This window comes from Rhodobacter sp. NTK016B (assembly GCF_017303295.1).
GTDB lineage: Bacteria > Pseudomonadota > Alphaproteobacteria > Rhodobacterales > Rhodobacteraceae > Pararhodobacter.
Genome location: NZ_JAFKOK010000001.1, coordinates 219,496 through 240,820, shown reverse-complemented (window position 1 = coordinate 240,820; position 21,325 = coordinate 219,496). Strand labels below are relative to the sequence as shown.

General features: G+C 62.5%; 29 protein-coding genes. 8 read left to right on the top strand and 21 right to left on the bottom strand.

Annotated elements, in window-relative coordinates; genetic code table 11:
- Position 1 precedes the first annotated feature (1 nt).
- The 18 genes from JI664_RS01205 to JI664_RS01130 all read right to left on the bottom strand — a co-directional run bounded on the left by JI664_RS01205 (position 2) and on the right by JI664_RS01130 (position 11,033).
- Positions 2-301: a hypothetical protein gene (locus JI664_RS01205; RefSeq protein WP_286173737.1), complete on the bottom strand. Its 300-nt coding sequence runs from the start codon at positions 299-301 to the stop codon at positions 2-4.
- 3 nt (positions 302-304) lie between these two features.
- Positions 305-646, bottom strand: coding sequence for a DUF2730 family protein (locus tag JI664_RS01200; protein ID WP_207011879.1), 342 nt, complete (start codon positions 644-646; stop codon positions 305-307).
- Positions 643-1,158, bottom strand: a complete 516-nt coding sequence (locus JI664_RS01195) for a hypothetical protein (protein ID WP_207011878.1) — start codon at positions 1,156-1,158, stop codon at positions 643-645. Before JI664_RS01195 ends, JI664_RS01200 begins: the two co-directional genes overlap by 4 nt.
- Complete coding sequence (locus JI664_RS01190) at positions 1,155-2,057, bottom strand: glycoside hydrolase family protein (RefSeq protein WP_207011877.1); 903 nt, start codon at positions 2,055-2,057, stop codon at positions 1,155-1,157. Before JI664_RS01190 ends, JI664_RS01195 begins: the two co-directional genes overlap by 4 nt.
- Before the next feature lie 183 nt (positions 2,058-2,240).
- The gene (locus tag JI664_RS01185) at positions 2,241-3,296 is read right to left on the bottom strand and encodes a hypothetical protein (protein WP_207011876.1); all 1,056 of its coding nucleotides are present in this window, start codon (positions 3,294-3,296) and stop codon (positions 2,241-2,243) included.
- Positions 3,297-3,519: 223 nt separating this feature from the next.
- Positions 3,520-3,891 (bottom strand): helix-turn-helix domain-containing protein, encoded by a 372-nt coding sequence (locus JI664_RS01180; RefSeq protein WP_207011875.1) that lies wholly within the window; start codon positions 3,889-3,891, stop codon positions 3,520-3,522.
- Complete coding sequence (locus JI664_RS01175; RefSeq protein WP_207011874.1) at positions 3,888-4,322, bottom strand: gp16 family protein; 435 nt, start codon at positions 4,320-4,322, stop codon at positions 3,888-3,890. Before JI664_RS01175 ends, JI664_RS01180 begins: the two co-directional genes overlap by 4 nt.
- Positions 4,322-4,690, bottom strand: a complete 369-nt coding sequence (locus JI664_RS01170; protein WP_207011873.1) for a hypothetical protein — start codon at positions 4,688-4,690, stop codon at positions 4,322-4,324. The genes JI664_RS01175 and JI664_RS01170 overlap by 1 nt, the downstream gene beginning before the upstream one ends.
- A 10-nt stretch (positions 4,691-4,700) precedes the next feature.
- A complete protein-coding gene (locus JI664_RS01165) occupies positions 4,701-5,351 on the bottom strand; it encodes a DUF3164 family protein (RefSeq protein WP_207011872.1) in 651 nt (216 codons plus the stop codon).
- Positions 5,344-5,739 carry a hypothetical protein gene (locus JI664_RS01160; RefSeq protein ID WP_207011871.1) on the bottom strand — a complete coding sequence of 132 codons (396 nt, stop codon included), beginning with the start codon at positions 5,737-5,739 and terminating at the stop codon, positions 5,344-5,346. Before JI664_RS01160 ends, JI664_RS01165 begins: the two co-directional genes overlap by 8 nt.
- A complete protein-coding gene (locus JI664_RS01155; protein ID WP_207011870.1) occupies positions 5,736-6,290 on the bottom strand; it encodes a hypothetical protein in 555 nt (184 codons plus the stop codon). The genes JI664_RS01160 and JI664_RS01155 overlap by 4 nt, the downstream gene beginning before the upstream one ends.
- The gene (locus tag JI664_RS01150) at positions 6,290-7,045 is read right to left on the bottom strand and encodes an AAA family ATPase (protein WP_207011869.1); all 756 of its coding nucleotides are present in this window, start codon (positions 7,043-7,045) and stop codon (positions 6,290-6,292) included. Before JI664_RS01150 ends, JI664_RS01155 begins: the two co-directional genes overlap by 1 nt.
- A 59-nt stretch (positions 7,046-7,104) precedes the next feature.
- A complete protein-coding gene (locus JI664_RS23850; protein WP_286173782.1) occupies positions 7,105-7,791 on the bottom strand; it encodes a Mu transposase C-terminal domain-containing protein in 687 nt (228 codons plus the stop codon).
- 51 nt (positions 7,792-7,842) lie between these two features.
- Positions 7,843-9,228 (bottom strand): transposase domain-containing protein, encoded by a 1,386-nt coding sequence (locus tag JI664_RS01145; protein ID WP_286173736.1) that lies wholly within the window; start codon positions 9,226-9,228, stop codon positions 7,843-7,845.
- Complete coding sequence (locus JI664_RS01140; protein WP_207011868.1) at positions 9,225-10,070, bottom strand: ParB/RepB/Spo0J family partition protein; 846 nt, start codon at positions 10,068-10,070, stop codon at positions 9,225-9,227. The genes JI664_RS01145 and JI664_RS01140 overlap by 4 nt, the downstream gene beginning before the upstream one ends.
- Before the next feature lie 2 nt (positions 10,071-10,072).
- A complete protein-coding gene (locus tag JI664_RS01135) occupies positions 10,073-10,411 on the bottom strand; it encodes a hypothetical protein (protein WP_207011867.1) in 339 nt (112 codons plus the stop codon).
- Complete coding sequence (locus JI664_RS23845; RefSeq protein WP_286173735.1) at positions 10,408-10,530, bottom strand: hypothetical protein; 123 nt, start codon at positions 10,528-10,530, stop codon at positions 10,408-10,410. The genes JI664_RS01135 and JI664_RS23845 overlap by 4 nt, the downstream gene beginning before the upstream one ends.
- Positions 10,531-10,784: 254 nt before the next feature.
- Positions 10,785-11,033 (bottom strand): hypothetical protein, encoded by a 249-nt coding sequence (locus JI664_RS01130; protein ID WP_207011866.1) that lies wholly within the window; start codon positions 11,031-11,033, stop codon positions 10,785-10,787.
- A gap of 87 nt (positions 11,034-11,120) precedes the next feature.
- Here JI664_RS01130 and JI664_RS01125 point away from each other — a divergent pair, with 87 nt between their 5' ends.
- The gene (locus JI664_RS01125) at positions 11,121-11,786 is read left to right on the top strand and encodes a S24 family peptidase (RefSeq protein ID WP_207011865.1); all 666 of its coding nucleotides are present in this window, start codon (positions 11,121-11,123) and stop codon (positions 11,784-11,786) included.
- Positions 11,787-11,958: 172 nt separating this feature from the next.
- Here the strand turns inward: JI664_RS01125 and JI664_RS01120 are convergent, their stop codons facing one another.
- Positions 11,959-12,492, bottom strand: a complete 534-nt coding sequence (locus JI664_RS01120) for a hypothetical protein (protein WP_207011864.1) — start codon at positions 12,490-12,492, stop codon at positions 11,959-11,961.
- A gap of 375 nt (positions 12,493-12,867) precedes the next feature.
- On the opposite strand from JI664_RS01120, the gene JI664_RS01115 reads away from it, so the two are divergent.
- Entirely contained in the window at positions 12,868-13,089 is a 222-nt protein-coding gene (locus JI664_RS01115) for a hypothetical protein (RefSeq protein WP_207011863.1), read from the top strand.
- On the top strand, positions 13,086-15,563 hold the full coding sequence (locus JI664_RS01110) for an AAA family ATPase (RefSeq protein ID WP_207011862.1): 2,478 nt from the start codon (positions 13,086-13,088) through the stop codon (positions 15,561-15,563). Before JI664_RS01115 ends, JI664_RS01110 begins: the two co-directional genes overlap by 4 nt.
- 184 nt (positions 15,564-15,747) lie before the next feature.
- Here JI664_RS01110 and JI664_RS23840 read toward each other — a convergent pair whose 3' ends face one another.
- Complete coding sequence (locus JI664_RS23840) at positions 15,748-15,876, bottom strand: hypothetical protein (protein WP_286173734.1); 129 nt, start codon at positions 15,874-15,876, stop codon at positions 15,748-15,750.
- 685 nt (positions 15,877-16,561) lie between these two features.
- On the opposite strand from JI664_RS23840, the gene JI664_RS01105 reads away from it, so the two are divergent.
- From JI664_RS01105 to JI664_RS01090, 4 genes are all read left to right on the top strand, one after another.
- Positions 16,562-16,972 carry a DUF2852 domain-containing protein gene (locus JI664_RS01105; RefSeq protein ID WP_207011861.1) on the top strand — a complete coding sequence of 137 codons (411 nt, stop codon included), beginning with the start codon at positions 16,562-16,564 and terminating at the stop codon, positions 16,970-16,972.
- A 409-nt stretch (positions 16,973-17,381) separates the two neighbouring features.
- Positions 17,382-18,527, top strand: a complete 1,146-nt coding sequence (locus JI664_RS01100) for a GAF domain-containing sensor histidine kinase (protein ID WP_211201593.1) — start codon at positions 17,382-17,384, stop codon at positions 18,525-18,527.
- 906 nt (positions 18,528-19,433) lie between these two features.
- Positions 19,434-19,775, top strand: coding sequence for a zinc ribbon domain-containing protein YjdM (locus JI664_RS01095; protein WP_207012087.1), 342 nt, complete (start codon positions 19,434-19,436; stop codon positions 19,773-19,775).
- A 692-nt stretch (positions 19,776-20,467) separates the two neighbouring features.
- Positions 20,468-21,139 (top strand): hypothetical protein, encoded by a 672-nt coding sequence (locus tag JI664_RS01090; protein ID WP_207011860.1) that lies wholly within the window; start codon positions 20,468-20,470, stop codon positions 21,137-21,139.
- Here JI664_RS01090 and JI664_RS24200 read toward each other — a convergent pair.
- Positions 21,102-21,233, bottom strand: coding sequence for a hypothetical protein (locus JI664_RS24200; RefSeq protein ID WP_414707703.1), 132 nt, complete (start codon positions 21,231-21,233; stop codon positions 21,102-21,104). The genes JI664_RS01090 and JI664_RS24200 overlap by 38 nt on opposite strands.
- Here JI664_RS24200 and JI664_RS23835 point away from each other — a divergent pair.
- Positions 21,177-21,320 (top strand): hypothetical protein, encoded by a 144-nt coding sequence (locus JI664_RS23835; RefSeq protein ID WP_286173732.1) that lies wholly within the window; start codon positions 21,177-21,179, stop codon positions 21,318-21,320. The genes JI664_RS24200 and JI664_RS23835 overlap by 57 nt on opposite strands.
- Positions 21,321-21,325: the final 5 nt, after the last annotated feature.

Here is a 21,325-nt window from a genome sequence, read left to right as displayed (position 1 = left end):
GTCACGCGCCCGGTCGGGAGGGGCGCTGGACGCCTTCGATGGCGATCTCGCGCAGGACGTGCCGCGCGCCCTTGGCGCTGAGCGTCGCCACGAGAAGCGTGCCGGCCTGCGTGGTGACGACCGCCCCCATCTCGTCGAGCCAGCGCAGCTCGTCATGCACCCACGCCCGGTCCTTGCGGATCCCGAAGCGCTGCAGTTCCAGAACCAGAAAGTCGCTGTTGAGGGTCTCGTCGATCTGCTCGGCCAGCGCCTTCAGGATGATGAGCCGCGCCTGTTCGCGGATCAGCTGGGCCATATCCATGGCTTACCTCTTCGATTGCTGCAACAGCAGCTCCTGCATCCGCTCGGCGATGGCGGCGACGGGCTGAAGCCGCTGGCCCATGATCCCCAGCTCGCCTTCCATGCGAGACAGCGACAGCTCGATCTTGTGCAGATCGCCCGTCGAGGGCAGCGTCCGCAGGGTCTGCTCGGCGCCGCTGATCCGGCTGTCATGGCGCGCAAGGCGGGCCTCGTGCTCGTCGAGCCGCACCTTGTTGGCGCGCGATCCCGAGGCGATCAGCCCGTAGACCGACAGGCCGAAGTTCAACAGAAGCGAGAGCGCGCCCACCCAGGCGATGAGCGGCGAGAGCGTCAGGGTCTCGGTCACGGCGTGCCCCCTCGGGTGACGCGCACCCAGTCCTTGACGGTGTGCCCGCCCATGTAGAGCGCGGCATAGATCCCGGTCACCGAGAGCAGCACGCCCGGATCGATCGGCGGCAGCGCAATGCGCCAGACGGCGTTCGCAATATGCAACAGCACCACGTTCCACAGCCACAGGAAGGCGAGCAGCCACATGAAGGCCGGCCGCCACGCCCAGCCCCACCACGGGCCGCGCTGCTCGGCCATCAAAAGCGCGGTCTGCGCTTCGAGCGCCGAGGCATGGAGCGCGATCAGCTCGGGCATGTCGGCTTCCGTCTCGCGCAGCGCGTCGATGACGCGGCCCTCATCGGTCTGGGCCAGCACCTCGGCCTCGGCGGGCGAGACGCCCAGCCTGCGGGCGACGGCGTCGATCACTTCGGTGATCAGCCGGGCATTGCCCGAGCCGAGGCGTTGCGTAAGGACCCGGCCGACGAGCGGGACGCCGATCTGCAGGGCAAGGGCCGTCAGGCTGCTGCTCATTTGATACTCCTGAGGAAAGCCGCGACGCGCGGCAGGCGGGCCTGAAGCTTGGCCGCGAGGATGTCGCGGTAGGTCCAGGCGAGATAGGCAACGAGAAGCCCCCCGAGCGCGAGCGCCACGGGACCGGTCCAGGCGAGCGGCAGATCGTGCGGCAGGACATTGGTGGCGGTCTCCGCGCCACCGCCGGCGACGAGCCCGCCGCCCACCAGCGACTTGCCCCGCGCGTCGATCGAGCGCTGCAGCGTGGACAGCGTCGCGCGGCCCAGGATGCCGTCCACGGTCAGGTCGTGATCGGTCTGGAAGGCGCGGACCGCGTCAATGGCAATGCCGCGCGTATCCTCGCCGACCGCATAGCCGCGCGCCTTCAGGGCATCGCGGGCGGCCCTCACCTCGTCGCGCGACAGATCGAGCGTCACGCGCGCCAGCCCGCGCGGGGCCTTCGCGCGCAAGGGCACACCATAGTCGCGGTACTGGATGAGATCGGCCTCGGCCTTGCGGCGCCGCACGAGGCCCGGCAGCACCTTGCCCCCGCCCTTGTTCCACCGCGCCAGCCGTTCGCGCATCGCGGCCATGTTGCCGCTCGCCCAGGCCGGCACCCAGCTCGCGCGCTCAATGGCCCCGGTGTTCCAGTGAAACGAGATCGCGCCGTCGAACTCATGCTGCGCGGCGCCCGGCATGGCCCGGTTGACCACAGGCTCGTAGCGCGTCCGCAGCGCCTCGGCCATGAGCCGCGAGGCCTCCTCGGCGGTGATCACCATCCCCGGCCCGGGATCCACCACGCCCGACGCGGCCGTCAGCCCGGCGCCGATCGTCCAGATCCCGACCGGATCCCGGTACGCGCGTAGCACCACGCCCTCGAACCGCTCGTTGAACGCAATTCCCCGCTCGCTCGTGCGCATGCTCGTCTCCTGTCGATACAACGACACGATGACGGGTTAAGAGCCCGGGAAATACGCACTACGGTTTGTGGGGGAATAGAGGGGGACGCAGGATTGCAATCAGTCTTGGTCAGTCAGGATTGCTTTGCGGATGTGGACCACTAGCCCGTTGCGCCCAACGTCGCACGGGCACGGAAAGGCTCGTCATTTCTCGATCAGCCGAACGTAGGGCATTTCCTTCGCCAAGAAGTCCCGGATCCCTTCCGAGTGTGGCCCCAGCACCAATGCAATGTCCCGTTTGGTAAGGCCGTGCGTGGTTAGGCCGGATTTCAAGTTATATAAATCACTATAGGATAGGATGCCGGAACTGGGGCGTAGAAAGATCGTGTCGCACTCCGGCCGCTCTTCAATGAAGATCATTGCGGATTTCACAGACGAAGGCCCGCCATTGACCATTGTCGAGCAGGGGTGTGTTTCGAGTGACTCATCGAGGGCGTGCGACGATACCATTATGAAGCGGTTGTGGGTGTCCTGGCGAGTGTGTGACAGGATGACGCCTGGTGCATGCCTTCGCAATTGCGCCACTGCATGCGCGCCACCGCGCGGGTTCCGTGCCATCTCAAGGTCCGACAACGAGAATGGTATACCGTCGTCCAACAGCTCAAAGCTATGCGCGGTCACCTGGAGCCGGACATGCGTTGCCGATCCATGTGTCAATGCATTTCGCGCGATCTCAATCGCTGCGTCTCTTGCCGCAAACGACGCTTCCTTGCCCCAAATGCTTTCCATGCCGCTTTCATCGATGACCTCTGCAATCGTCTTGGCAAAATCCGGGGTTGTGACCACGATGGCTTGTGCGGCCAAGGCTTCGGCGTCCAAATCCTCTGGAGTTAGCTCTCGACCGAGCTTATGGCGTAGTTCGGCTTTGCGCTCTGCCAGCCGCCGCCAGTCTTTTAGAAGGTCCGGCGTATAGGTGCATTCGTCAGCGTCGATGATCTTGCCGTGTCGATAGCACATCCAGATACCGTTATCGAACGCGCTTAGCTGTGCAGGAGTCATGTCAGGACTGACACGGCGTGCTGATGGACCATCCGTGGCGGCATAGATGTGACAAGCCATCCCGGATTTTGATGAACTGGTCGGTGTCTCGGCGCTCGGCCCGATCGTGATTGCGTCGCATCCAGGAAATGAGCATCTATACCCGACACGTTCAGAAAGGCTTTGCTTTACCCTAACGCTGAAGTTGGCACGCTCGCTCATTGAAATTCCCTACTCCGTCACCGACCTTTCTACCAAGTCTTGGACTTGGGACTCAAACGTTAAGTTGAGCTTACGCGGAGAGTCCTTGAGATCGCTGACAAAACACCTGTCTGCGCTGCGATTGTGTGTATCGATACTCTCGGCAAACGACACCTCAGGACAGTGCAGATCTGTTCAGCTACTTACCACTCTGCGCCGCACATCTCCCGTCGATGTCTTTTGCTCAGAACAACCGCATCTGCCGGTCGTCGCCCCAGCGCTGGCCGGGGGCGTCCTTCAGCCACTTCCTGACCGTCACGTCTGTCGCGTGAAGCTTCCGCGCGATCTCGGGCACGCGGAGGCCCTCGGTCCGAAACACCCGCGCGAGCCACGGCTTGGCGGTGGGAACACGGCGCGAGACGCCGGCCAGGCCGAGCGCCATGACCGACTCGGCCCCGATGAGGGCCGCAGCGGGGGAGCGCGCGGCAGCTGTCGGTGTCATCGGCAGGTAGACCTCTGAGCCCCCGAAGGCCAGAATGAAGGCGACCGCACCCTCATAGCCGAGGATGCGGACATAGGGCTCGACATGAGCCGGGGGGCGCGGCCAGTTGCTCACCGGTCAAGCTCGATCCCGTTGCGGCGGCACATGGCCTTGAGCGCATCGATCAGGTCGGCGATCTGGCTCCAGTCGCGCAGCATGTCGATATCGGCGGGCACGCTGCCCCAGCTCGCGCCGAAGCGCGCGCGGATGAAGGCGTTGAGGCCCGCGCGCCCGGGATGCTTCAGAGCACCCGCCTCGCCCAGCAGGGACCAGAGCTTGTGCGCAAAGCGCAGATCGGCGCTGGGCGCGCCCTTGTGGCCGGGCTTCTTGGCCGGCTTGAAGCCCCGGTTCTCCAGAGCCTTCAACACCGCCTTCAATTCGGGCTCGCTCATTGCGGTCAGGCTGTCCTTGCCGGTCACCTGACGCTGCAGGGCATGCCGGGTCTCGGTGTCGAGACCGAGCTGCCGACAGCCCACATGCACCTTGCGGATCAGGGGCGAGGCCATCAGATCCTCCGGGGGATGGGGATCACACGCCCGTCCGGCGCGACCGTGCCCAGAACCGGCAAGTCCTGCGCGGAGGCCACGGGGTCTGCTGGGTCTGCCCGCGTCTCGCGGCCGAGGATCCGCGTGCGGATCTCGCCCTTGAGATGGCCCTCGATCGCCAGCGCCGCCGTTGCGGCGAGATCAAGGACCGACACCGCGAAGTCGCGGTTGCCGAGCCTGAGGAAGAGGATATCGCCCTCCGCGCTCGTGCGGACGGGGCAGGGGGCGCCGAGTATCTCGAAGCGCACCAGCTCGTGCAGGATGCGGGGCACCTCGGCGCCGGTGACCTCGTAGACCGGGGCCTCGATCAGGGAAATCTGTTCCGCCATGACCGCCCCCTTACGCTTTCGCCAGGTCGATGGTGACGGCCTGCCACGGCGCCTCGGGCGTCTCGCGGCGATAGAGGCGGACATAGGTCTTCGAGCCCACCACCCGCATCGCGTCGCGGATCGCGCGCATCGCCTCTTTCCAGCGCGCGTCCTCAATCTCGAGCCGAAGCAGCATGAAGATCTCCGAGCGGTTGATCTGGCCCGCCTTGTCGGTGTTGAAGGCCCGCGTGACGATGGCGCGGATCTCGGCACGGGCCTCGGCCGCCCATTCGTTCAGGCATTCATCGACCAGTTCCTTGGCGATCTGCAGTTGCGGGCCGAAGTCGATATGATCGGCCACCTGCACCGTCACCTTCCACAGCCCGTCGAAGGACAGGAAGGTCTTGTTGCCCTTCGCCCCGCCCTTGGTCGCGCCGTATTCCTGCGCCAGCACGGCTTCGAAGTCGCCGAGATCGGCGAAGGTGTTGCCCTTGAAGCGCGCGACCTGCTCGGACAGCGCCACGCCATAGCCCGCGATCTTGCGCACCGTCTCGTCTTCGAGAAGGGCTGCCGCCTCGATCAGCTCCACGGGCACCAGCTTGCCCTTGGCGTCGGGCATGTAATCCTTGCCCGCGACCGAGATGCGGCCATCGGGAATGGGAAGAGGACGATGCTCAGACATCGGTGGCTCCTTTCTTGGGGGCATGATCGGGGCGCGCAAAGCGCGGGCACATCTGGCAGGCGCGGTACATGCGCACGCGCAGGCTGTTGGTGTTCTGGAAGCTCCGCGCCTTCACGCGCCAGTCGTGGCATTCGTGCAGCGGCAGCACGCCGAGCGAGGGGCAGTTGACGGTCTCGGACAGCAGATGCCCGCGCACGAGTTCTTCGACGGCCTGCATGCTGCCGGTGTAGCGATTGCGCAGGACATTCGAGACCAGCGCGGGCGAACGGTCGAGACGCGCCGCGACCTTGTTCTGGCTGGTCTCGCCGCAGGCCTTGGCCAGCGCCTCGATCCAGTCAGGCAGGGGGGCGCCCCAATGCGTGTAGGCGATGTCGAGGGGATTACTCATGCGTCCCCACCCGGCAGATGCGCGATCTCGCCCTCATTGTCGTCCCAGACGACGCGCAGGCGCCGCTCGCGCGGAGGGCGCGGGCCGGTGTCCCGGATCAGTTGATAGACGGCCTCGCGCCGGGGCGGCAGCGCCTTGCGCACGACGCGCAGGTAGCCCGCGCGGGTGAGCATCTGGCAGTAATTGCGCGCCTGCTTCTGGCTGACCTCAACCGTGTCGGTGGTGGCATGCGCGGCAATGTCGGTGGGCGTGAAGGCCACGCGCATCGCCCGGATCGTGCGCCACATGTTCAGCTCGGGCGTCTGCGGGCCAATCCGGTTGACCGGGGGCTTCGGCTCCAGCGCCGCGCCGACGACCCGGTAGCGCATCGTCTGCCCGTCGCCCTTGCCGAGGCACTCGACCTTGCCCAGCCGCATCCAGCGGCGCACCCAGGTGCCGGCGGTCTCATAGCCCACCTGCGCCTCGTCCGAGAGCGATCGGTAGTCAAACTCCACGAGGCGGAGGGCCGCGTTCCACGCGACGGCTTCGAGCGGGGTCTTGTCGCTACGCATCAGGCTTGCCCCGCGATTTCCGAACGGCGCGGCGTGGGGGCCGTACCGGTGAAGAAAGATTTTGCGTCGAAGTCACCCGGCCCCATGTGGTCACGCCCCAGCACCTGCGCGCGCTCGAAGAGCTGGGCGAGGTTCACACAGACGCGCCGCGTCGAGCCATGCGAGCGCTTGAGCAGGTCGCGCTTGAGCGCCTGGTCGATCTGCAGCCCCGGCGCGTAGATCGGCGCGAGGTGATTGAGATCGCCCATATCGGCAGGCTGGGCCGCGACCCAATCGAGCATCCGGCCATGCACCCGCTCCCATTCCTTGAGCTTCTGCGGCAGCAGCTCCTCGCCGATCAGGATCACCGGCGCCTGACTGCCCTCGTAGATGTCGCGCACGATCTCGACCATGCGCCGCGCCACGGCGTGATCGGCCTCGTCGATGATCAGGGGCACGCCCCGGATCGCCAGCTCGGCCGCGATCCGGTCCACCATGTCGGCGGTGTTGCCCTTGGGCTGCAGACCAAGCTCGGCCAGCACGGCGGTGCACAGGCTCTTCTTCGTCCACGCGCTCTTGCACTGGACCAGCACCGCCTGGAACTTGTTGGCCGCGTAGATCGCCCCGGTCGACTTGCCGTAGCCCGAGAAGCCGTAGAAGCAGGCCATGCCGGGCAGCCCGTAAGCGCGGTTCTGGACCCGGTGGATCAGTTCGGTCAGAGCAGCGACGTTCCGCAGCGGAGCGACACTGTTGTAAAGGCGTTGGCCGTCTGCCATGGTTTTTCTCCTTAGCCCTCGTACCGCTGGCGGGTCTGCAACCACCCGCTGGCGGTTATTCATCCGAAGTACGCGTCCCCGAAGTCCGACCAGAGCATGCGCTCGGCGCGGTATTCGGGGGTGGATTGGTAGACGCGCAGCCAGCGCGACTGCTCGTCGGTGATCGCCCCGCCCGCCTCGATCGCGCGTTCCAGCGCGAGCGCCCGGCCAAAGCGGTCTTTCGCGGTCTCGTCGCTGGCCGGAGCCACGGTCTTGGCCGCACTGAACTCGACCACCAGCGCGGCCTGAGCGGCCTTCACCTCGGGCGACAGGTCGGGCGACAGATCGCGCGACTGCGGCGACGGGGCCTTGGCGTGAGGCTGCACCATCCGGACCACCTTGGCCTCGGGCGCAGGCATGACCTCGCCCGGCGCGGTCTCGTCGAGCAGCGCGCCTAGCTCGCGCGCGCTCAGCTTGCGATGCGCTTCGAGCGCCTTCTTCTCGGCCTTCATCCAGTCCTTGCGCGCCCGGTTATGGCTGCGCGCCTCTTCGACCGAGAGGAAGCCTGCCTTCTGGTGGCATTCGGCCGCGCCGAGATAGCGGTTGTCGGCGGCGTAGACATGGACCGGCGCATGAAGATCGGCCGGATCGAACCGCAACACGACCTTCTGGCCCGCGATCTCGTGCATCCAGTCGGACCAGTATTCGTTGCCCATGAACCGAAGGCGCCCGTTGCGCGCATCGGCCTTGAGGCCCTCGGCTCCCAGAAGCCAGAGCCGCCGCTGCGCCTCGGTGGCCTTGCGGATCGGCGCCTTCTCTTAGCTTTCGGCGAAGACCTCGGCAAAGGACCGGCCCCACGCCACTTCCGAGCGCCGGCCCTGCCGCAGATTGTGCTCCTCGATCCCTTCGGCGACGACGCGCAGGAAGTCCTCGAAGGGCACCGCGCGCGAGCCGTAATCCTCGGGCTTCGCTTCTGGCTTGTTGCCGGTCCAGGCGCCGTCGAAGCGGGGATCCTTGGCGATGGCGTCGCACATATCGCGGAACGCCCGCTCGATCGGCTTCGACTGGCCCGCATAGGGCGTGGCCCAATGGATTTCACAGCCCAAGGCCACGAACAGGCCGGGAATGTCGTCTTCGCGGACCTTGAAGCGGAACCGCGTCTGGGTGCCGCCGGTGATCATCTTGGCCGCGAACTCGCGGCCGTTGTCGAGGACCACGTGCTCAGGAATGCCCCAGTCCTCGATCATGTCGCCCGCGCAAAGCAGGACGGCATTGGAATTGGCGGTCAGGTCGAGCCGCCACGCGAGGATGCGCCCGGAGAACACGTCCTGGAAGGCCACCATCTGGGGCCGCACAGGCGTGTCGATACCCGGCCAGCGCACGAAGACGTCGAAGCGGTGGAAGTCACCGTTGACCACTTCCAGCGCATGCAGCGCGGTCTTGTCGCGGACCTGCGCGGGATAGAGGCGCTTCAACGCGTCGATGCCGCGCCGCGCGAGGATCTGCACCGGCTGGCTCACGCGGGCGTCCATATAGCGCCGCATCGTGCGCTCGGGCGCCGTCTGCCATTCCTTGCTCCGCGCGACGCGCTCGGCGCGCCGATAGCACGACGAGAAGGACGGCCCGGCGAGACGCAGGTAATCGGCCTTGAGCCAGTCGAAGAAGGCCTCGTCGAACTCGGCACGCGCGACCTTGCGCACCACCGCACGATGCTTGGGCGCCAGATGCGGCAGCCGGTCGTCCATGCGCACACCTTCGATCAGGCCGAGCCAGTTCCAGAGCGTCCGAGGGCTGACCGTCTCGATCTGCGCCACTTCGCGCACCGCGAGGTCCCGACCGAGCCGCCCTTCCAGCGTCTCGACCGCCTGCACGCAGCGCAGCCGCATCCGTGCCTTGTCCTGCACGCTCTGGGGCAGCGCCTCGAACCACTCCCAAGCCTGCCCCCGGCTGACCGCGTTGGGACTGACCGGCACCGTGGCCTCCGCCAGAAGCGATTTCCGCGCCGCAAGCGGCAAGGCGCTCCAATGATATTCCCAGCCGCCCCCGCGACCCGAGCGGCGGCGCGCCACATCCGGGTTGCCGCGCAGGTTCACGCGCGCAACCCAGCGGTCGATGCCCTGCATCGTGCGCGGAAGATCCGGCAGGCGCGCGTCGGCCAGTTCCTGAGCTGTCCACCAGAGCTGAGCGGGGGCGAGGTTCGTCATTCCGGCGCGCCCTCGTAGAGAAGGGCCGCGAGGTCGTCGCCATGATCGCGGCAGAACCGGCGACGAGCCTCTTTCGGGGCGCGAGACCACGCGGTTTTAAGCGCCTTCAAAGCGGCTTCAACGGGGTCTTCAATAGGTGCCCCGCTGCCCTCGCTGGCGTCGATGCTCCGCCGCGCATCGGCGGCGGACTTCGCGCGGCCCTCAGCCAGCGCCTCAACCACCTCGTAACGGTCGGTCGGCTCGCTGATCTTCGCGATCTCGGCCAGATCCTTGAGCGTGATTGGACGCGGGGCCTTGCGCAGCAGGGCCACGTCGCGCGGATCGAGGCGAGTGCCCGCCGCCACCATGCGCTCGATATGACGCTTGGAAACGCCGAATTTCTCCGCCGATGCGTCAGCAAACGACACGATGTCGCTTGCTAAACCTTGGCGCGCGAGACCACCCGCGACACCTGCCTTGGTCTCAGGATGCAGCTTCTCATAGACTCGCTTGCGCTCGGCCAGAAACAGCGCCGTGTCGAGCGCGTTCAGCTCCGCCCCGGCGATGTTGTCGTCGATCTCCATCAGCCGCGCCCAGTCGTCTGTCACGTCCGTCCAGACCTTGGCCTCGATCTCGTCCCAGCCCAGACGCCGCGCGGCTTCCAGCCGGTGGCCGCCAGCGATCAGGAAGAGCTGACCGTTCTTCTTCTGGCGCACATGAATGGCGTCCTTCATCACCCCGATCTCGCCGATCGACGCGAGCAGGCTTTCGACGCCCGCCTCCGACACAGGGCGCAGACGACCGGTGCTCTGCACCTCGGCGACCGCCACCCGGTCCATCTTGAGAAGTCTCGGTTCCGCCATGATCAGGCCCCCGACGAGCGGCGCGGTTTGCGACCGCCGCTCGCGCCCACATAGCCGTAAGAGGCCAGCGCATCGTCGCGGTTGCGGCAGCGCGTGCAGAGGCGATTGTGGATGCCCTCGCTCTCGAAAGGCATGCCGCAGCAGAGGCAGGGCCGCTCGCCGATCTTGCGCGCCGGGTTCCATTCAGCCTGCAATGCCTGACAGGCCGACCGCGCGTCCGACAGCGTGGTTGGGTCATGCGACATGGCGCCGTCAGGGCCAAAGACTGCGTGGCCCTTACCGGGCACATACTCGACCCGGAAGCGCGCCTGAGCCGGGGCTGGCTGGTTCCAGTCCTTCATTGCAGCACCACCCCGGCCGCGAGGCCGATCCAGAGCGCACCGAAGAGGCACAGAGCGCCGATCAGGTCGCCCAGCCAATGGTCGTCGAGCGCTATGAGCGCACGAATGATCCGCCGCATGCGGTACCTCACAGGCTTGATTGACAAGGAAACGGCAGGGGGACGGGCGGCTACCGCCGCAAATACCCCACAAACCGTAGTGCGTATCGCGGCCCCTGCGGTGTCGCGATGATGGCGGTGCCGGAGGACGTTACCGCGCCCCCCGACACCTCTCATTCCCTTCTGCACACACCAAAAGGAAACGATCTGAATGGCCTGAAACCCGAACGAGGCGCGGGCGCTCGTCTGGTCAAAGCGGAGAAGAGCGGGGCGCCTCATGCGACCTTCTCCTTCTTCTTGCGGGGGCGGGGGATGTCCGAGGGCCATTCGAGATCGGACGGCCAGTTCTCGTCGAACCACGAGAGGACGCGGGCGGCAGTCGCCGTGCGGCAATCGCCGCCCGCTTTCAGCTTCTTGAAGAAGTCGCCTTTGCCCAGGGCACGCATGGAGATCGCGTAGTGCGTAACGCCAGCATGCGCGGCCATGGTCTCGGCGAGGGAGGTGAGCGCTGTTCGTTGGGTCATGGCGTGAAGCTAGCTAAGCTAAGCCAGCTATACAAGGCTAAACTAAGCCAGTATTGCCGATTTAGCTTAACTAGGCTAAGGAGGCGCATGGATCCGATTCTTGATGAAATCGATAGAGCGCTGAAAAAAAAGGGTTTGAGCCCTGCTGCGGCGTCAAAGCTCGCGGCAGGGCACTATTCGTTGATCAAGAACATGAAGGCCTCGAAAGCTGGCGGGAAACGCTACAGCGTTGAAACCCTAGAAAAGCTGGGGGAAGTCCTGGACCTCGAGCTTTACTATGGGCCGAAGCGAGAGAACGCGGCCGCTCCTTCCACCACGATTTCAGGAGAACAGTTCTCGACCGTTGCGCGGTACGAAGCCGAAGGCGCCGCCGGGAACGGAGCGATCAACTTCGATGGCCCGCCGATCGACCACCTCGCTTTCTCGAAACGCTGGCTTGAGCAGAACGGCATCAGCGCCGGCGACAGTGTCCTGATCAACGTCCGGGGCGACAGCATGGAGCCGAGCATCTACGACGGCGACCTCGTCATGATCGACCGCCGGAAAACCCACATCCGCTCTGGTCGCATCTATGCTGTCCGCGAGGGCGACAGCCTGCGCATCAAGCGCCTCGAGCTGATCCCCGACGCTGCCATCATCCTGCGCAGCGACAACCCCAAATACCCTCCCGAACATCGGACAGGCGAGGCCATGAACGACATCAGCCTGGGCGTGATTGGTGAGGTAGTATGGTCAGGGCATAAGTGGGGTTGAGGGCCGGCTGCTTTCGGCCCTTAGCAGACCTTGGCTAGGATCACCGTCGCCGCGCCGCAGCTTCCCCAAAGCGTTCGTTCGTGCGTCGCGCAGCATTTTCGGAGTGTGAAGGTCGGCAGCGCGGACGAACCTGCCTCTCAAAATGCTTCCTTTGGTCACCTGCAAATTAGTTTTAGGTGAACTCGACATGAGGGCATTTTCGACGGATTAGATCCTTAAGAAAGTCCGCTCCGACGAAGTAGTTAGACCAGACTAGCTTGACGCCATCGTTTGATTCCATGATGATGAGACCCTGACCGGCTTCACGGAACGACTTTATCCTTTCCCAAGGTACGTGCTTTCGATTTGCCAAGAACGGGATAGGGTACATCCTGCAAGGACCCTCTACCCCGCTGCTGCTCCATGCCACCGAGCCCCCTTCTTTGGTCGCTTGCACTGTACACCAGATGCCATAGCCGAACATGGCAACCAAAGCAAAACCCGCCCAAAACGTCTTCGGGTCGGCAATCATGCCAAAGATACCAAAAGCGACAGCGCCAAGACACATAACAATGAAGAACAGCGCCGTTGCTTTAGGTAGGAAAATCCGACCGAAGTTATCGTCTATCTGCGGAGAGCCTGATTTGATGGCGATAAATCGAGGCACGCCAATTACAAAAGCTATGAAGGCAAATGCCGCCAAGCCCGCTACTACTGCTTCTTCCATTGTTTCTTGCCCCGACAAAGCTCAGCGGTTTCGTAGCTTCTTAATGCGGCAAAAGTATGCGTTCGCGTCGCATGCCTTAAGGGAACTTCCGCCTTGGGCTCGGAGCGGTCATGCGGCGGCGCAGCAGGTCGTGCGCCGGCCAGACAGCAGCGGGCGTCGCTCCCGGCCCTCTCTGGACGTTCGCGTCAGGCGCAGCGGATGACCGGAAGCAGCCCAGAGCGGACCTTGGTCAGACCACCTTATGCTGCGCCGCAGAGCAAATATGTATAGCTACAGGCCAGTATTTTGCTTGGTTTGGCCGGGGGCAATAATTGTTGTATTTTATTTCTAGGTCCAACAAGAATGGAGCTAGCTCTACCAGGAGTTCAATTGCCAATGGATCAAGATCAAGCCCCGCCAATTTCACCCACACTTGCGAAGGTATTGAAGAAGTTTCTTGAGGTGATGAAGGCCGACGAGGCCATCGAAGACGATGCGGCAGACCGACTGGATGCGCTGCTGCGGAGTGGCAAAACCCCTAAGCCGGACGAGATCAGTGCAGCGCTATTTCCGTCGCCAGATGATGAGGGGAATGGTGCGGCAGGAGACGGCGCATGATCCGGCTTAAGACAATCCGCATCGAAGAGTTTCGGGGGATCAAAGACCTCACCCTTGATCTGGGAGGCAAGAATTTCGGAATTTGCGGACCGAACGGAACGGGTAAGAGCGGCGTTGTCGATGCTATAGAATTCTGCCTCACGGGGAGTTTGACTCGCCTGTCTGGGCAGGGTCAGGGAGAACTCAGCGTCAGCAAGCATGGCCCGCATGTCGATAGCCGAACCGCACCCGAGAAGGCCCAGGTCGAGATCACGGCGCATATTCCCTCGCTGGGCAAGGACGTGATCATCGCGCGGTCGGTCAAATCGCCGAGGCAGGTGAGCGTCACGCCCTCCGGCGGAGCCGAGGAGGAAATCGTCTCAAGCCTGCAAGCCCATCCCGAGTTTGCGCTTTCGCGGCGCGAAATCGCCAAATACATCATAACGCCGCCGTCGCAGCGCTCGACCGATGTGCAGAATCTCCTGCGCCTTGATCGCATCGGCGATCTGCGTAAAGTGCTGAACACATTCAAAAACAATGCTGCCAAGGAGGAGAGAAACGCGACAGGCGCGAAGCGCAAAGCGGAACAAGACCTCAAAACTGCTCTTGGTGTTGACACGCTCAAACGCGAAACTGTGCTGGAGAAGGCCAATGAACACCGCAAGGTGCTCGGGCTCCCCGACCTCACGGAACTGACACGCGAGACCATCTTCATAGGCGCATTAGAGGATGAGAAAGAGGAGGAAGGGGGCAAGCAGTCCGCTCTGGTCAAATCCGTCGCGCTGGCTGACCTCAAGTCTCTGACCGAGAGTGCCGCGCAAGACGAGCCCGAGGCACTGTCCGGCGCACGCAGTGATGCGGTTACTGCGCTGAACACGCTAAAAGAGGACAGCGCTGCGCTGTTGCTGGCGCGGCAGCATGGCTTCATTGCCAAGGGGCTGGAGTTCGTTAGTGACGAGAGCGAGGCGTGTCCGCTTTGCGATACGCCGTGGGAGGCCGAGGCGCTGCGCGCCCATCTTGAAGAAAAGCTCATCAGCAGCGATGCCATCGGCAAGATCCTGAAGAAGCTGGACGCGGATTTCCAAACCATCGAGCAAGCTGTCAAAGACCGCATCGCCGATCTGCGCACAGTGGCGGGCTATACCAAGACGCTGGAACCCGCCGTCGTGACCGCAACGCTGGGCACATATGCGGCGCAGCTGAAACAGATTCTGACCTCGATCAAAGTCTTCCGCGACGATCACGCGCAGGTCGCCCCCGCGATCACCGCCATGCAGGATGCCTGGTGGGCGTTACCCGGCGACGTTCAGGCCGTGCTTGAAGAGACACACAAAGCCGTCGCGGCATTGCCCGACAGTTCCGCCAAAGATAAGGCGATCCAGTTCCTGACGGTGCTACAGGAACGCTATGACCGCCTGATCGAAGCGAACCGCTTCGCCAACGAATGCGCGCAGCGCAGCACCGCCGCCGAGAAGGTCTATGACCACTATGTACAGACCTCGAACGATGTGTTGGAGGAAATTTACGATACTGTCGCGAAGGAATTCACAGAGCTTTACAAGGCCATCAACGATGATGAGGGCAAGTTCGTCGGAGAACTCAAGGCCGAACCCGCAAAGCTGAGCTTCAATGTGGACTTCTACGGCAGGGGCACATTCCCGCCTGGCGCATATCACAGCGAGGGACACCAGGACGGGATGGGGCTGTGTCTCTATCTTGCGCTGATGCAGCACACGCTCGGAGACAAGTTTACCTTCGCCGTGCTCGACGACGTGATGATGTCCGTCGATACGGGCCATCGCCGTGAGGTGTGTCGCATGCTCAAGACGAAGTTCCCAAACACGCAGTTCATCCTAACCACCCATGATCGGGTCTGGCTGCAGTATATGAAGACCGAGAAGCTGATCACGAAGAGCCAGCTATTCGGCGGCTGGAGCGTCGAGTTCGGGCCACGCATCTGGGATGATCAGGATATCTGGACGGAGATCGACCACCAGCTCGACAAGAACGATGTGCCGCGCGCGGCCTGGCTCCTGCGCCGCTACCTCGAATACATCGCCACTGTCCTTGCCGACAATCTCCGCGCTCAAGTGGAGTTTCGCGGGGACGGCCATTACGACCTTGGCGATCTCCTGCCGCCGGTCCTAAAACGCTGGCAAAACCGCATCGAAAAAGGGATTAAAGCCGCCGCCCATTGGGGTAACGACGAAGAAAAGTGCAAACTCACAGAAAAACGCGACAGATCAAATGCGCTGATTGCAGCAACATACGTTGAACAATGGGCTATCAATCCATCGGTTCATTTCAACGAATGGGAGAATTTTGAGAGCAGCGAATTCAAGAAAGTCGCCAATGCATACAAGCTTCTACTCGAATCCATGCGTTGCTCGAACGAGAAATGTGGAACTTTACCCTACGTCGTCCCTCGAAAAGGGAGCTCAGTGCAACTGAGGTGCGATTGCCAGTCGATAAACATTAACCTCAAGGGAAAATAGGTTTCGAAGACAGCTGAGACTGTTTGAACAAGTGCGGCTCGCTTGCTTTTTTGCGCGTGCCGCGAAGGTCCGCTACCCGCCCTTCTCGACCGCACAATTGCACATTCTTGTCCTTGCAGACTCAGGATGTTCCTGAAATGTTCTCGCGATGCCCGAGCGCATCGACCCCATCCGTCCTCATCCTTCACGCCCGCACCGGACCATGGCGGATGCGGCTCGAAGCGGCATGGTTATCGAGCTCAAGTGCAATCTCTGTCGCGGCAAGGTCACGTTCCTCGCTCTGGACCTCGTTCATGTCGTGGGGACCGAGCATCCGTTGGGAGAGCCTCCGTTCCCCTGCAGCCGGTGCAGCTCGATCGAGTATGTGAGAACTCGGGTGAGGGTGCCGTCTGCAGAGGAGTACGGTCGGCTCACGATTCGGCGACCGGTCGAGCGGGTCTGGAAGTGGCGGCAAGGTCTGCTGGGCGAATGAGGTGCAGCACCGGCCACTGAGGCTTGAGGTGTAGCAAGAACGTAGGAAAGCGCCAAAATCAGTTGAAGGTTCGCGCAACCCACTTGGGCATCCCTCCTGCACGATACCAACGTAATTTCAGAGACTTAGTGCTAACCTTCAACTCGGACGGCGAACTTTCCGGCCAGTTGAAGGTTCCGAATGATTTGAGCGACAGTGCCGTGGGACAAAATCGCTTTGAAATCAGTGTTTAAGGCCCGTTCAAACGCCCCGTAAACGCATGCTTTCAGGGCCGCGAAAGCCATCGAGAAGCCGGTTTCTGCAAGTTTCGCTCAGCGCGTCTCAGGCCCCGCGCCTTGCCAGCAATCCTCTGAAAACCCTGACTTTTCCCGCATCTTCCCGCGCTTTCCCACCTAATCCCGCTTCTCTGCAAGACTTCCTGTCAACGCACACAGAAAAAAACGCACCCGGATCTTGAATGGGCGCTGGACGTGCCCACCTATGTGAATGTAAATAACATTTACACTCGCAACCAAGGAGACCTCACATGACCACCGCGACCGTAACCTCGTGGCCCCGAAACGCCGAAAGCTGGCTCGATGAGCGTGGCAAGGGGGCGTGGATCGCCGCGATGATCGTCGGCTTCATCGTTTTCTGGCCCATCGGCCTCGCTTTGCTTGCTTACATGATCTGGGGGAAAAACATGTTTTCGAAATCCTGCAACCGCGCCAACCGTCACTCGCAGCGTCATGCCTGGGCGATGCACAAGCCCTCGGGCAATGCGGCCTTCGACGCCTACAAGGCCGATACCCTGAAGCGCCTGGAAGACGAGCAGGAAGCGTTCTCGGACTTCCTCAAGCGTCTGCGTGAGGCCAAGGACAAGGCCGAGTTCGACCAATTCATGGACGACCGCGCCCGTCGCCGCGCCGACGAGGCCCGTCCGGTCGACACCGTGTAAGACACGGACAAGACATCACGATTTCGGCCGGAAGGGGGTTGCCCCTTCCGGCCTTCAGCCATGGTTGCGGGCAGGCGGGCCGGGGGAAACCCCGGCCCGTTGGTCAATGGACTGCCGGAGCATCCGGGCGGCCCTTGATGCTTGGGAATGAGGAAAAAATGCACTGACCAAGCGTCCGAGCGCCGATCGGGAATACCCCCGCCACACGCAAATGAGATCGTTCCCGGCGGCTTTCGAGTAGCAGAGGGGGCTTCGAGCGCTAGGTCTGCATTCTAGCCGCCCAAATCTCTGGAACGGTGCATGAACAGGACGCAAAGTGATCTCGAGAACCTACCCCATTCCCTTTAACGAAGAAGCCCGCCTACGCTCTGTGTTCGCGGTTCCCGGCCTTGTCGCAGAAAACAAAGCGTTGCTCGACGCCATTTGCGAGGCCGCAAGGAAACTGCTGAACTGTCCCGTCGCGCATGTCAGCGTCGTCGAGGATGACACGCAATGGTACAAATCCGTGGTGGGGATCGAGCTGGATCGCATGCCCAAGAACAACAGCTTCTGCACGCATACGATCATGTCGAACGAACCGCTCGTGGTGCCCGACCTGAGCAAGGATCCACGCTTCAAGGCTCATCCGATGGTGGCCGAAGGCGGGCCGGGCGCGCGCTTTTACGCAGGCGTGCCGCTGGTCTTGTCGTCGGGACAGCGTCTGGGCAGCCTTTGCGGGCTCGATTTCGTCGCGCATGACGCGCCGAGCGCGCAGACCATGGCGATTCTGGCCGATCTGGGCCGGGCGGTGGTGGCGGCGCTGGAAGGCGTGCCGCCGAAACCCGCGAAACAGACCGAGGATGACGAGGCGAAGTCTACCTTCATCACCCTTATCGGCCACGAGCTTCGGACGCCGCTTACCATCCTGTTCGGCAGTCTGCAGATGCTCGAGGCCATGCCGCAAAGCCCCAGCAGGGCGCGGCTGACCCACGCGGCGAGGAAATCCGTAGAACACCTGATGCAGCTTATCGAATCCGTGATCGCGTTCAGCGATGCCTCGACCGGCGAGTTGCGGCTGAACGAGCAGGTTTGCGAAACGGACGCCTTGTTCGAGGTCGTCAGGGATCTTGTCCTTCCGGGCGCCGATGGCACGCTCAAGAGCATTGCCATTGCGGATGGCTCCTTGTCGGTTCCCCTGTTCGCCGATCCTGACCAGATCAAGCTTGCACTGGATGCGCTGGCGCTCAACGCGATCAACCATGGGGGACGCGAGATCACGATTGGCAGCGGCACGGATGCACAGGGGAATATCGAGCTTTGGGTCGCCGACAGCGGCAATCTGGCCGAACATCTTGAGCTGGGAAGGCTCTATGAGCCCTTCGTGGTCGGCGACAGCATCGACAACCGGGATACGCGCGGCGGATTGGGCCTCGGGCTGCCGCTGACGCGCAAGCTGGTCGAGATGCATGGGGGCGACTTCGAGGTCCGGTCCGAACCGGACCGGACGATTGCCGTCATCCGACTGCCCGCCTGGCGTCTGGACCTGCCCGAGGGGCGGACCGACGACGACGCATAAGCGCGGCCTTAGTGGAGCCTCGGCAGCCATGCAGCGTAAAGATTAGAGCTCGGCGCAAGCTGTCGGGCTCTGGCCGGCGTGCCGTTAATCATCCACTCACCGACCATGGCGGCGGCGATCGCAACAACCAGCGATATGGAAAAGGCTCGCCGAGAATGCAGATGCGGTCGCCTTCATTCTGGCGTTCAGAGGTCGCGTCCCAAGAGGCATTACGGTTTATTAGGGGGGCGGGGCTGCTGGCCGGACAGGACTAGGGGCGCCTGGCAAGCGGACAAAGCGGTATTATCACCGTCGACCAAGCCGTGTTCTCAAGGTCACTTAACGGCTCGCCCACCGGTGCCGATCGAACCTCTCGCTCAAGAGTCCAGGAATTCTGGCGCGAGACACTATTTCGTTGCGTGACTGACCTAACTGGCGACGAAGCTCGACCAAATCCCTGCGCATTGCTGCAATGCGCTGCTCCCCCATTCGTTTGAAAAATATTGACTTCAATCCACCAGAGCCAACATTTTTTCCATAACTTGCTCAAAAAACGCACGCTGAAGATGCGAAGCCATTCGATCCGGGGGAGGAGTTAGGATGAGCATACCCGAGACCCTTGCTGCACAAACGATCGCACCGGAGCACTACTGGGCAATGATGGAAGCGGTTTCGTCGGGGATGTTCTACGTTTGCGTTCGCGACGACCGCGTCCCTTGGTCGCCGAAGCTACATCAAACGCTCGGGTACCGGGACCCGGCCGGGATCTGGACGATCGGCGCCGGGCTGACGGCCGCGTCGGGCGTCGTGGATCGCGGGACGGCGGTGGTCATTCCGACCGAAGAAGTCTGCGGTTGGGGTCGTGAACTCTTGCGACGGAGTAATATCGGCTGTTCACCGGGCGCGCATCAGGCTATCGACATGCCCATGACCGATACACTCCCCCCATGTCCCGAATGCTCCTCGACCTATGTCTATCAGGTCGATTCTCTGTTGAACTGTCCAGAATGCGGACACGAATGGGTGCCCGACGCGCAGGCCGACACAGCGTCATCGGTGCGTGACAGCGTCGGGAACGTCCTTGAGGACGGCGATACGGTAACCGTGATCAAAGACCTGAAGGTCAAAGGGTCTTCGTTGGTGGTTAAAGTTGGAACCAAAGTTCGCGGCATTCGGCTCGTCGATGGCGATCACGACATAGATTGCAAAATTCCGGGAGTTGGCCAGATGAGCCTTAAATCTCAGTTCGTGAAGAAGGTGACCGGATAGACCACCGGGCGCGAACGCAACGCAGGAACTCCGGTTGGGACGCATGGACTCTGGCTCGGCGACAGCTAGCATCCGCGTAACGTGCTTTATGCGTATGACCGATTGAGGTCACGTTCGAGGATGATTGACCTGCTCTGGGCCATCCGCTTGACGGTGCAGGTCGAGCAGCAGGTCATGGCCAGCCTGTTGACGTCATCGCCGCTGGCTTGGGTCTTTGCGCCAGTTGATTCCTTGTGCGGCAGGTGTTTGGGCGGCCTTCCGTCAGCAGCGCTGCGCGCGCTCCACTGAGGTCCGCAAAGCGCAGATGGCGGCTGTTGGCCGGGCGACCGAATGACACCCGTCCCGGCGCCGATACACGACCGCGCTGCCCAAGCACCCCCATACCTCGTTGAAAAGACGAGGTGAAACGAATTTCCCGCGCCCCTTGCACCGAGGGGCGAAATGTAATCTTGTGATCAAACTTATCCAGAAGGGGAGATGTGATGAACTTGGATCTCAAGAAAATCCTGACATTGAAGGGCGGCAAAGCCGCTGCGGCTCCGAAAGTCGGTGAGCCGTCTTCTCCGGGAAGCGGTTTCTGAGCGTTGCCGGAACGATAATTCCGATTGTGAAAAGAAAAGCGGCCCGCAACTTGGCGGGCCGTTGGCCTGTTGGGCACATAGTCCCTGAATTACGCAAGAGCTCGTAACCCTATGACGACCCAAGGCACGGAAATTGGTCATGTGCTGCGTTCGGTCGCGCGTTTGACCAAGAACTGGCCGGGCAGGGCCATCGGGCCGCATGGGGCTGCAAGACTGCTGAATTCGGCCGGACCGCTACCGCCGATCCTGTGGTTCTTCAACGCAGAGCAGGAACCTCTGAATTTTCATGCCGCCCTTAGCCCGGAGCAGCCGTTTGTCGCGCTCCGCTCTCTCAACCTCATCATGAAGCCGACACCCGAGCGCGATGACGTCGGGGCCGAAATGGCGCGGCAGATGGCGGAGGCGCTGACGGACCTTCTTCCTGAGGAGATCGCGCTTGTCGGTGGGAATTGCCAAGGGGCACCGTATGCATTCCACTGCGCAAAACGCCTGTTGGAGCTTGGCCACACGATAAAATCCGTGGCCGCTATTGATACCATCCCCGATTGTGCAATACCCGTGCCTGCTTTGCTCAATTTCGGCGCAGAGGCACCGGAGCGCAATCCGTTCCTGAGCGATTTCTCCGTGACCCATGAACGGGTCGCGAAGCTGTTTCCCGCTTATCGGAAAGCCAGTTTGCCCTGTGGTCACGGAAAGTACTTCAAGCCGGAGAATATCCCCTACCTGATCGCCAACATCGAGAGCGTTATTGGAACCCGTATTCGCGCCGAAGAGCTTCAGTGATCTCTGCCGGGGTCGCATGGGAAAACAGAAGGGACGGATGAACTTCGGCGTGGATAAGCCGCCCGATCAGGCTGCAAAGCTCAACGGCTTTCAGGGAATCCCCACCGAGGTCGAAGAAATCACTGTCCTGCGACAGCTCGGCATCGGGAAAGCAGGTTTTGAAGGCGCTTTCGACGCATAGGCTCA

Excerpts from the sequence above, each read along its gene's own strand:
- JI664_RS01125 (WP_207011865.1), top strand. The coding sequence starts at position 11,121 with ATGGATCCGATTCTTGATGAAATCGATAGAGCGCTGAAAAAAAAGGGT.
- JI664_RS01150 (WP_207011869.1), bottom strand. The coding sequence starts at position 7,045 with ATGGCAGACGGCCAACGCCTTTACAACAGTGTCGCTCCGCTGCGGAAC.
- JI664_RS01160 (WP_207011871.1), bottom strand. The coding sequence starts at position 5,739 with ATGAGTAATCCCCTCGACATCGCCTACACGCATTGGGGCGCCCCCCTG.
- JI664_RS01155 (WP_207011870.1), bottom strand. The coding sequence starts at position 6,290 with ATGCGTAGCGACAAGACCCCGCTCGAAGCCGTCGCGTGGAACGCGGCC.
- JI664_RS01195 (WP_207011878.1), bottom strand. The coding sequence starts at position 1,158 with ATGAGCAGCAGCCTGACGGCCCTTGCCCTGCAGATCGGCGTCCCGCTC.
- JI664_RS01095 (WP_207012087.1), top strand. The coding sequence starts at position 19,434 with ATGACCGATACACTCCCCCCATGTCCCGAATGCTCCTCGACCTATGTC.
- JI664_RS01185 (WP_207011876.1), bottom strand. The coding sequence starts at position 3,296 with ATGAGCGAGCGTGCCAACTTCAGCGTTAGGGTAAAGCAAAGCCTTTCT.
- JI664_RS01110 (WP_207011862.1), top strand. The coding sequence starts at position 13,086 with ATGATCCGGCTTAAGACAATCCGCATCGAAGAGTTTCGGGGGATCAAA.
- JI664_RS01090 (WP_207011860.1), top strand. The coding sequence starts at position 20,468 with ATGACGACCCAAGGCACGGAAATTGGTCATGTGCTGCGTTCGGTCGCG.
- JI664_RS01165 (WP_207011872.1), bottom strand. The coding sequence starts at position 5,351 with ATGTCTGAGCATCGTCCTCTTCCCATTCCCGATGGCCGCATCTCGGTC.
- JI664_RS01105 (WP_207011861.1), top strand. The coding sequence starts at position 16,562 with ATGACCACCGCGACCGTAACCTCGTGGCCCCGAAACGCCGAAAGCTGG.
- JI664_RS01120 (WP_207011864.1), bottom strand. The coding sequence starts at position 12,492 with ATGGAAGAAGCAGTAGTAGCGGGCTTGGCGGCATTTGCCTTCATAGCT.
- JI664_RS01170 (WP_207011873.1), bottom strand. The coding sequence starts at position 4,690 with ATGGCGGAACAGATTTCCCTGATCGAGGCCCCGGTCTACGAGGTCACC.
- JI664_RS01115 (WP_207011863.1), top strand. The coding sequence starts at position 12,868 with ATGGATCAAGATCAAGCCCCGCCAATTTCACCCACACTTGCGAAGGTA.
- JI664_RS01135 (WP_207011867.1), bottom strand. The coding sequence starts at position 10,411 with ATGAAGGACTGGAACCAGCCAGCCCCGGCTCAGGCGCGCTTCCGGGTC.
- JI664_RS01205 (WP_286173737.1), bottom strand. The coding sequence starts at position 301 with ATGGATATGGCCCAGCTGATCCGCGAACAGGCGCGGCTCATCATCCTG.
- JI664_RS01130 (WP_207011866.1), bottom strand. The coding sequence starts at position 11,033 with ATGACCCAACGAACAGCGCTCACCTCCCTCGCCGAGACCATGGCCGCG.
- JI664_RS23845 (WP_286173735.1), bottom strand. The coding sequence starts at position 10,530 with ATGCGGCGGATCATTCGTGCGCTCATAGCGCTCGACGACCATTGGCTG.
- JI664_RS01175 (WP_207011874.1), bottom strand. The coding sequence starts at position 4,322 with ATGGCCTCGCCCCTGATCCGCAAGGTGCATGTGGGCTGTCGGCAGCTC.
- JI664_RS23840 (WP_286173734.1), bottom strand. The coding sequence starts at position 15,876 with ATGCTCGGTCCCCACGACATGAACGAGGTCCAGAGCGAGGAACGTGAC.
- JI664_RS01145 (WP_286173736.1), bottom strand. The coding sequence starts at position 9,228 with ATGACGAACCTCGCCCCCGCTCAGCTCTGGTGGACAGCTCAGGAACTG.
- JI664_RS01140 (WP_207011868.1), bottom strand. The coding sequence starts at position 10,070 with ATGGCGGAACCGAGACTTCTCAAGATGGACCGGGTGGCGGTCGCCGAG.
- JI664_RS01190 (WP_207011877.1), bottom strand. The coding sequence starts at position 2,057 with ATGCGCACGAGCGAGCGGGGAATTGCGTTCAACGAGCGGTTCGAGGGC.
- JI664_RS23835 (WP_286173732.1), top strand. The coding sequence starts at position 21,177 with ATGAACTTCGGCGTGGATAAGCCGCCCGATCAGGCTGCAAAGCTCAAC.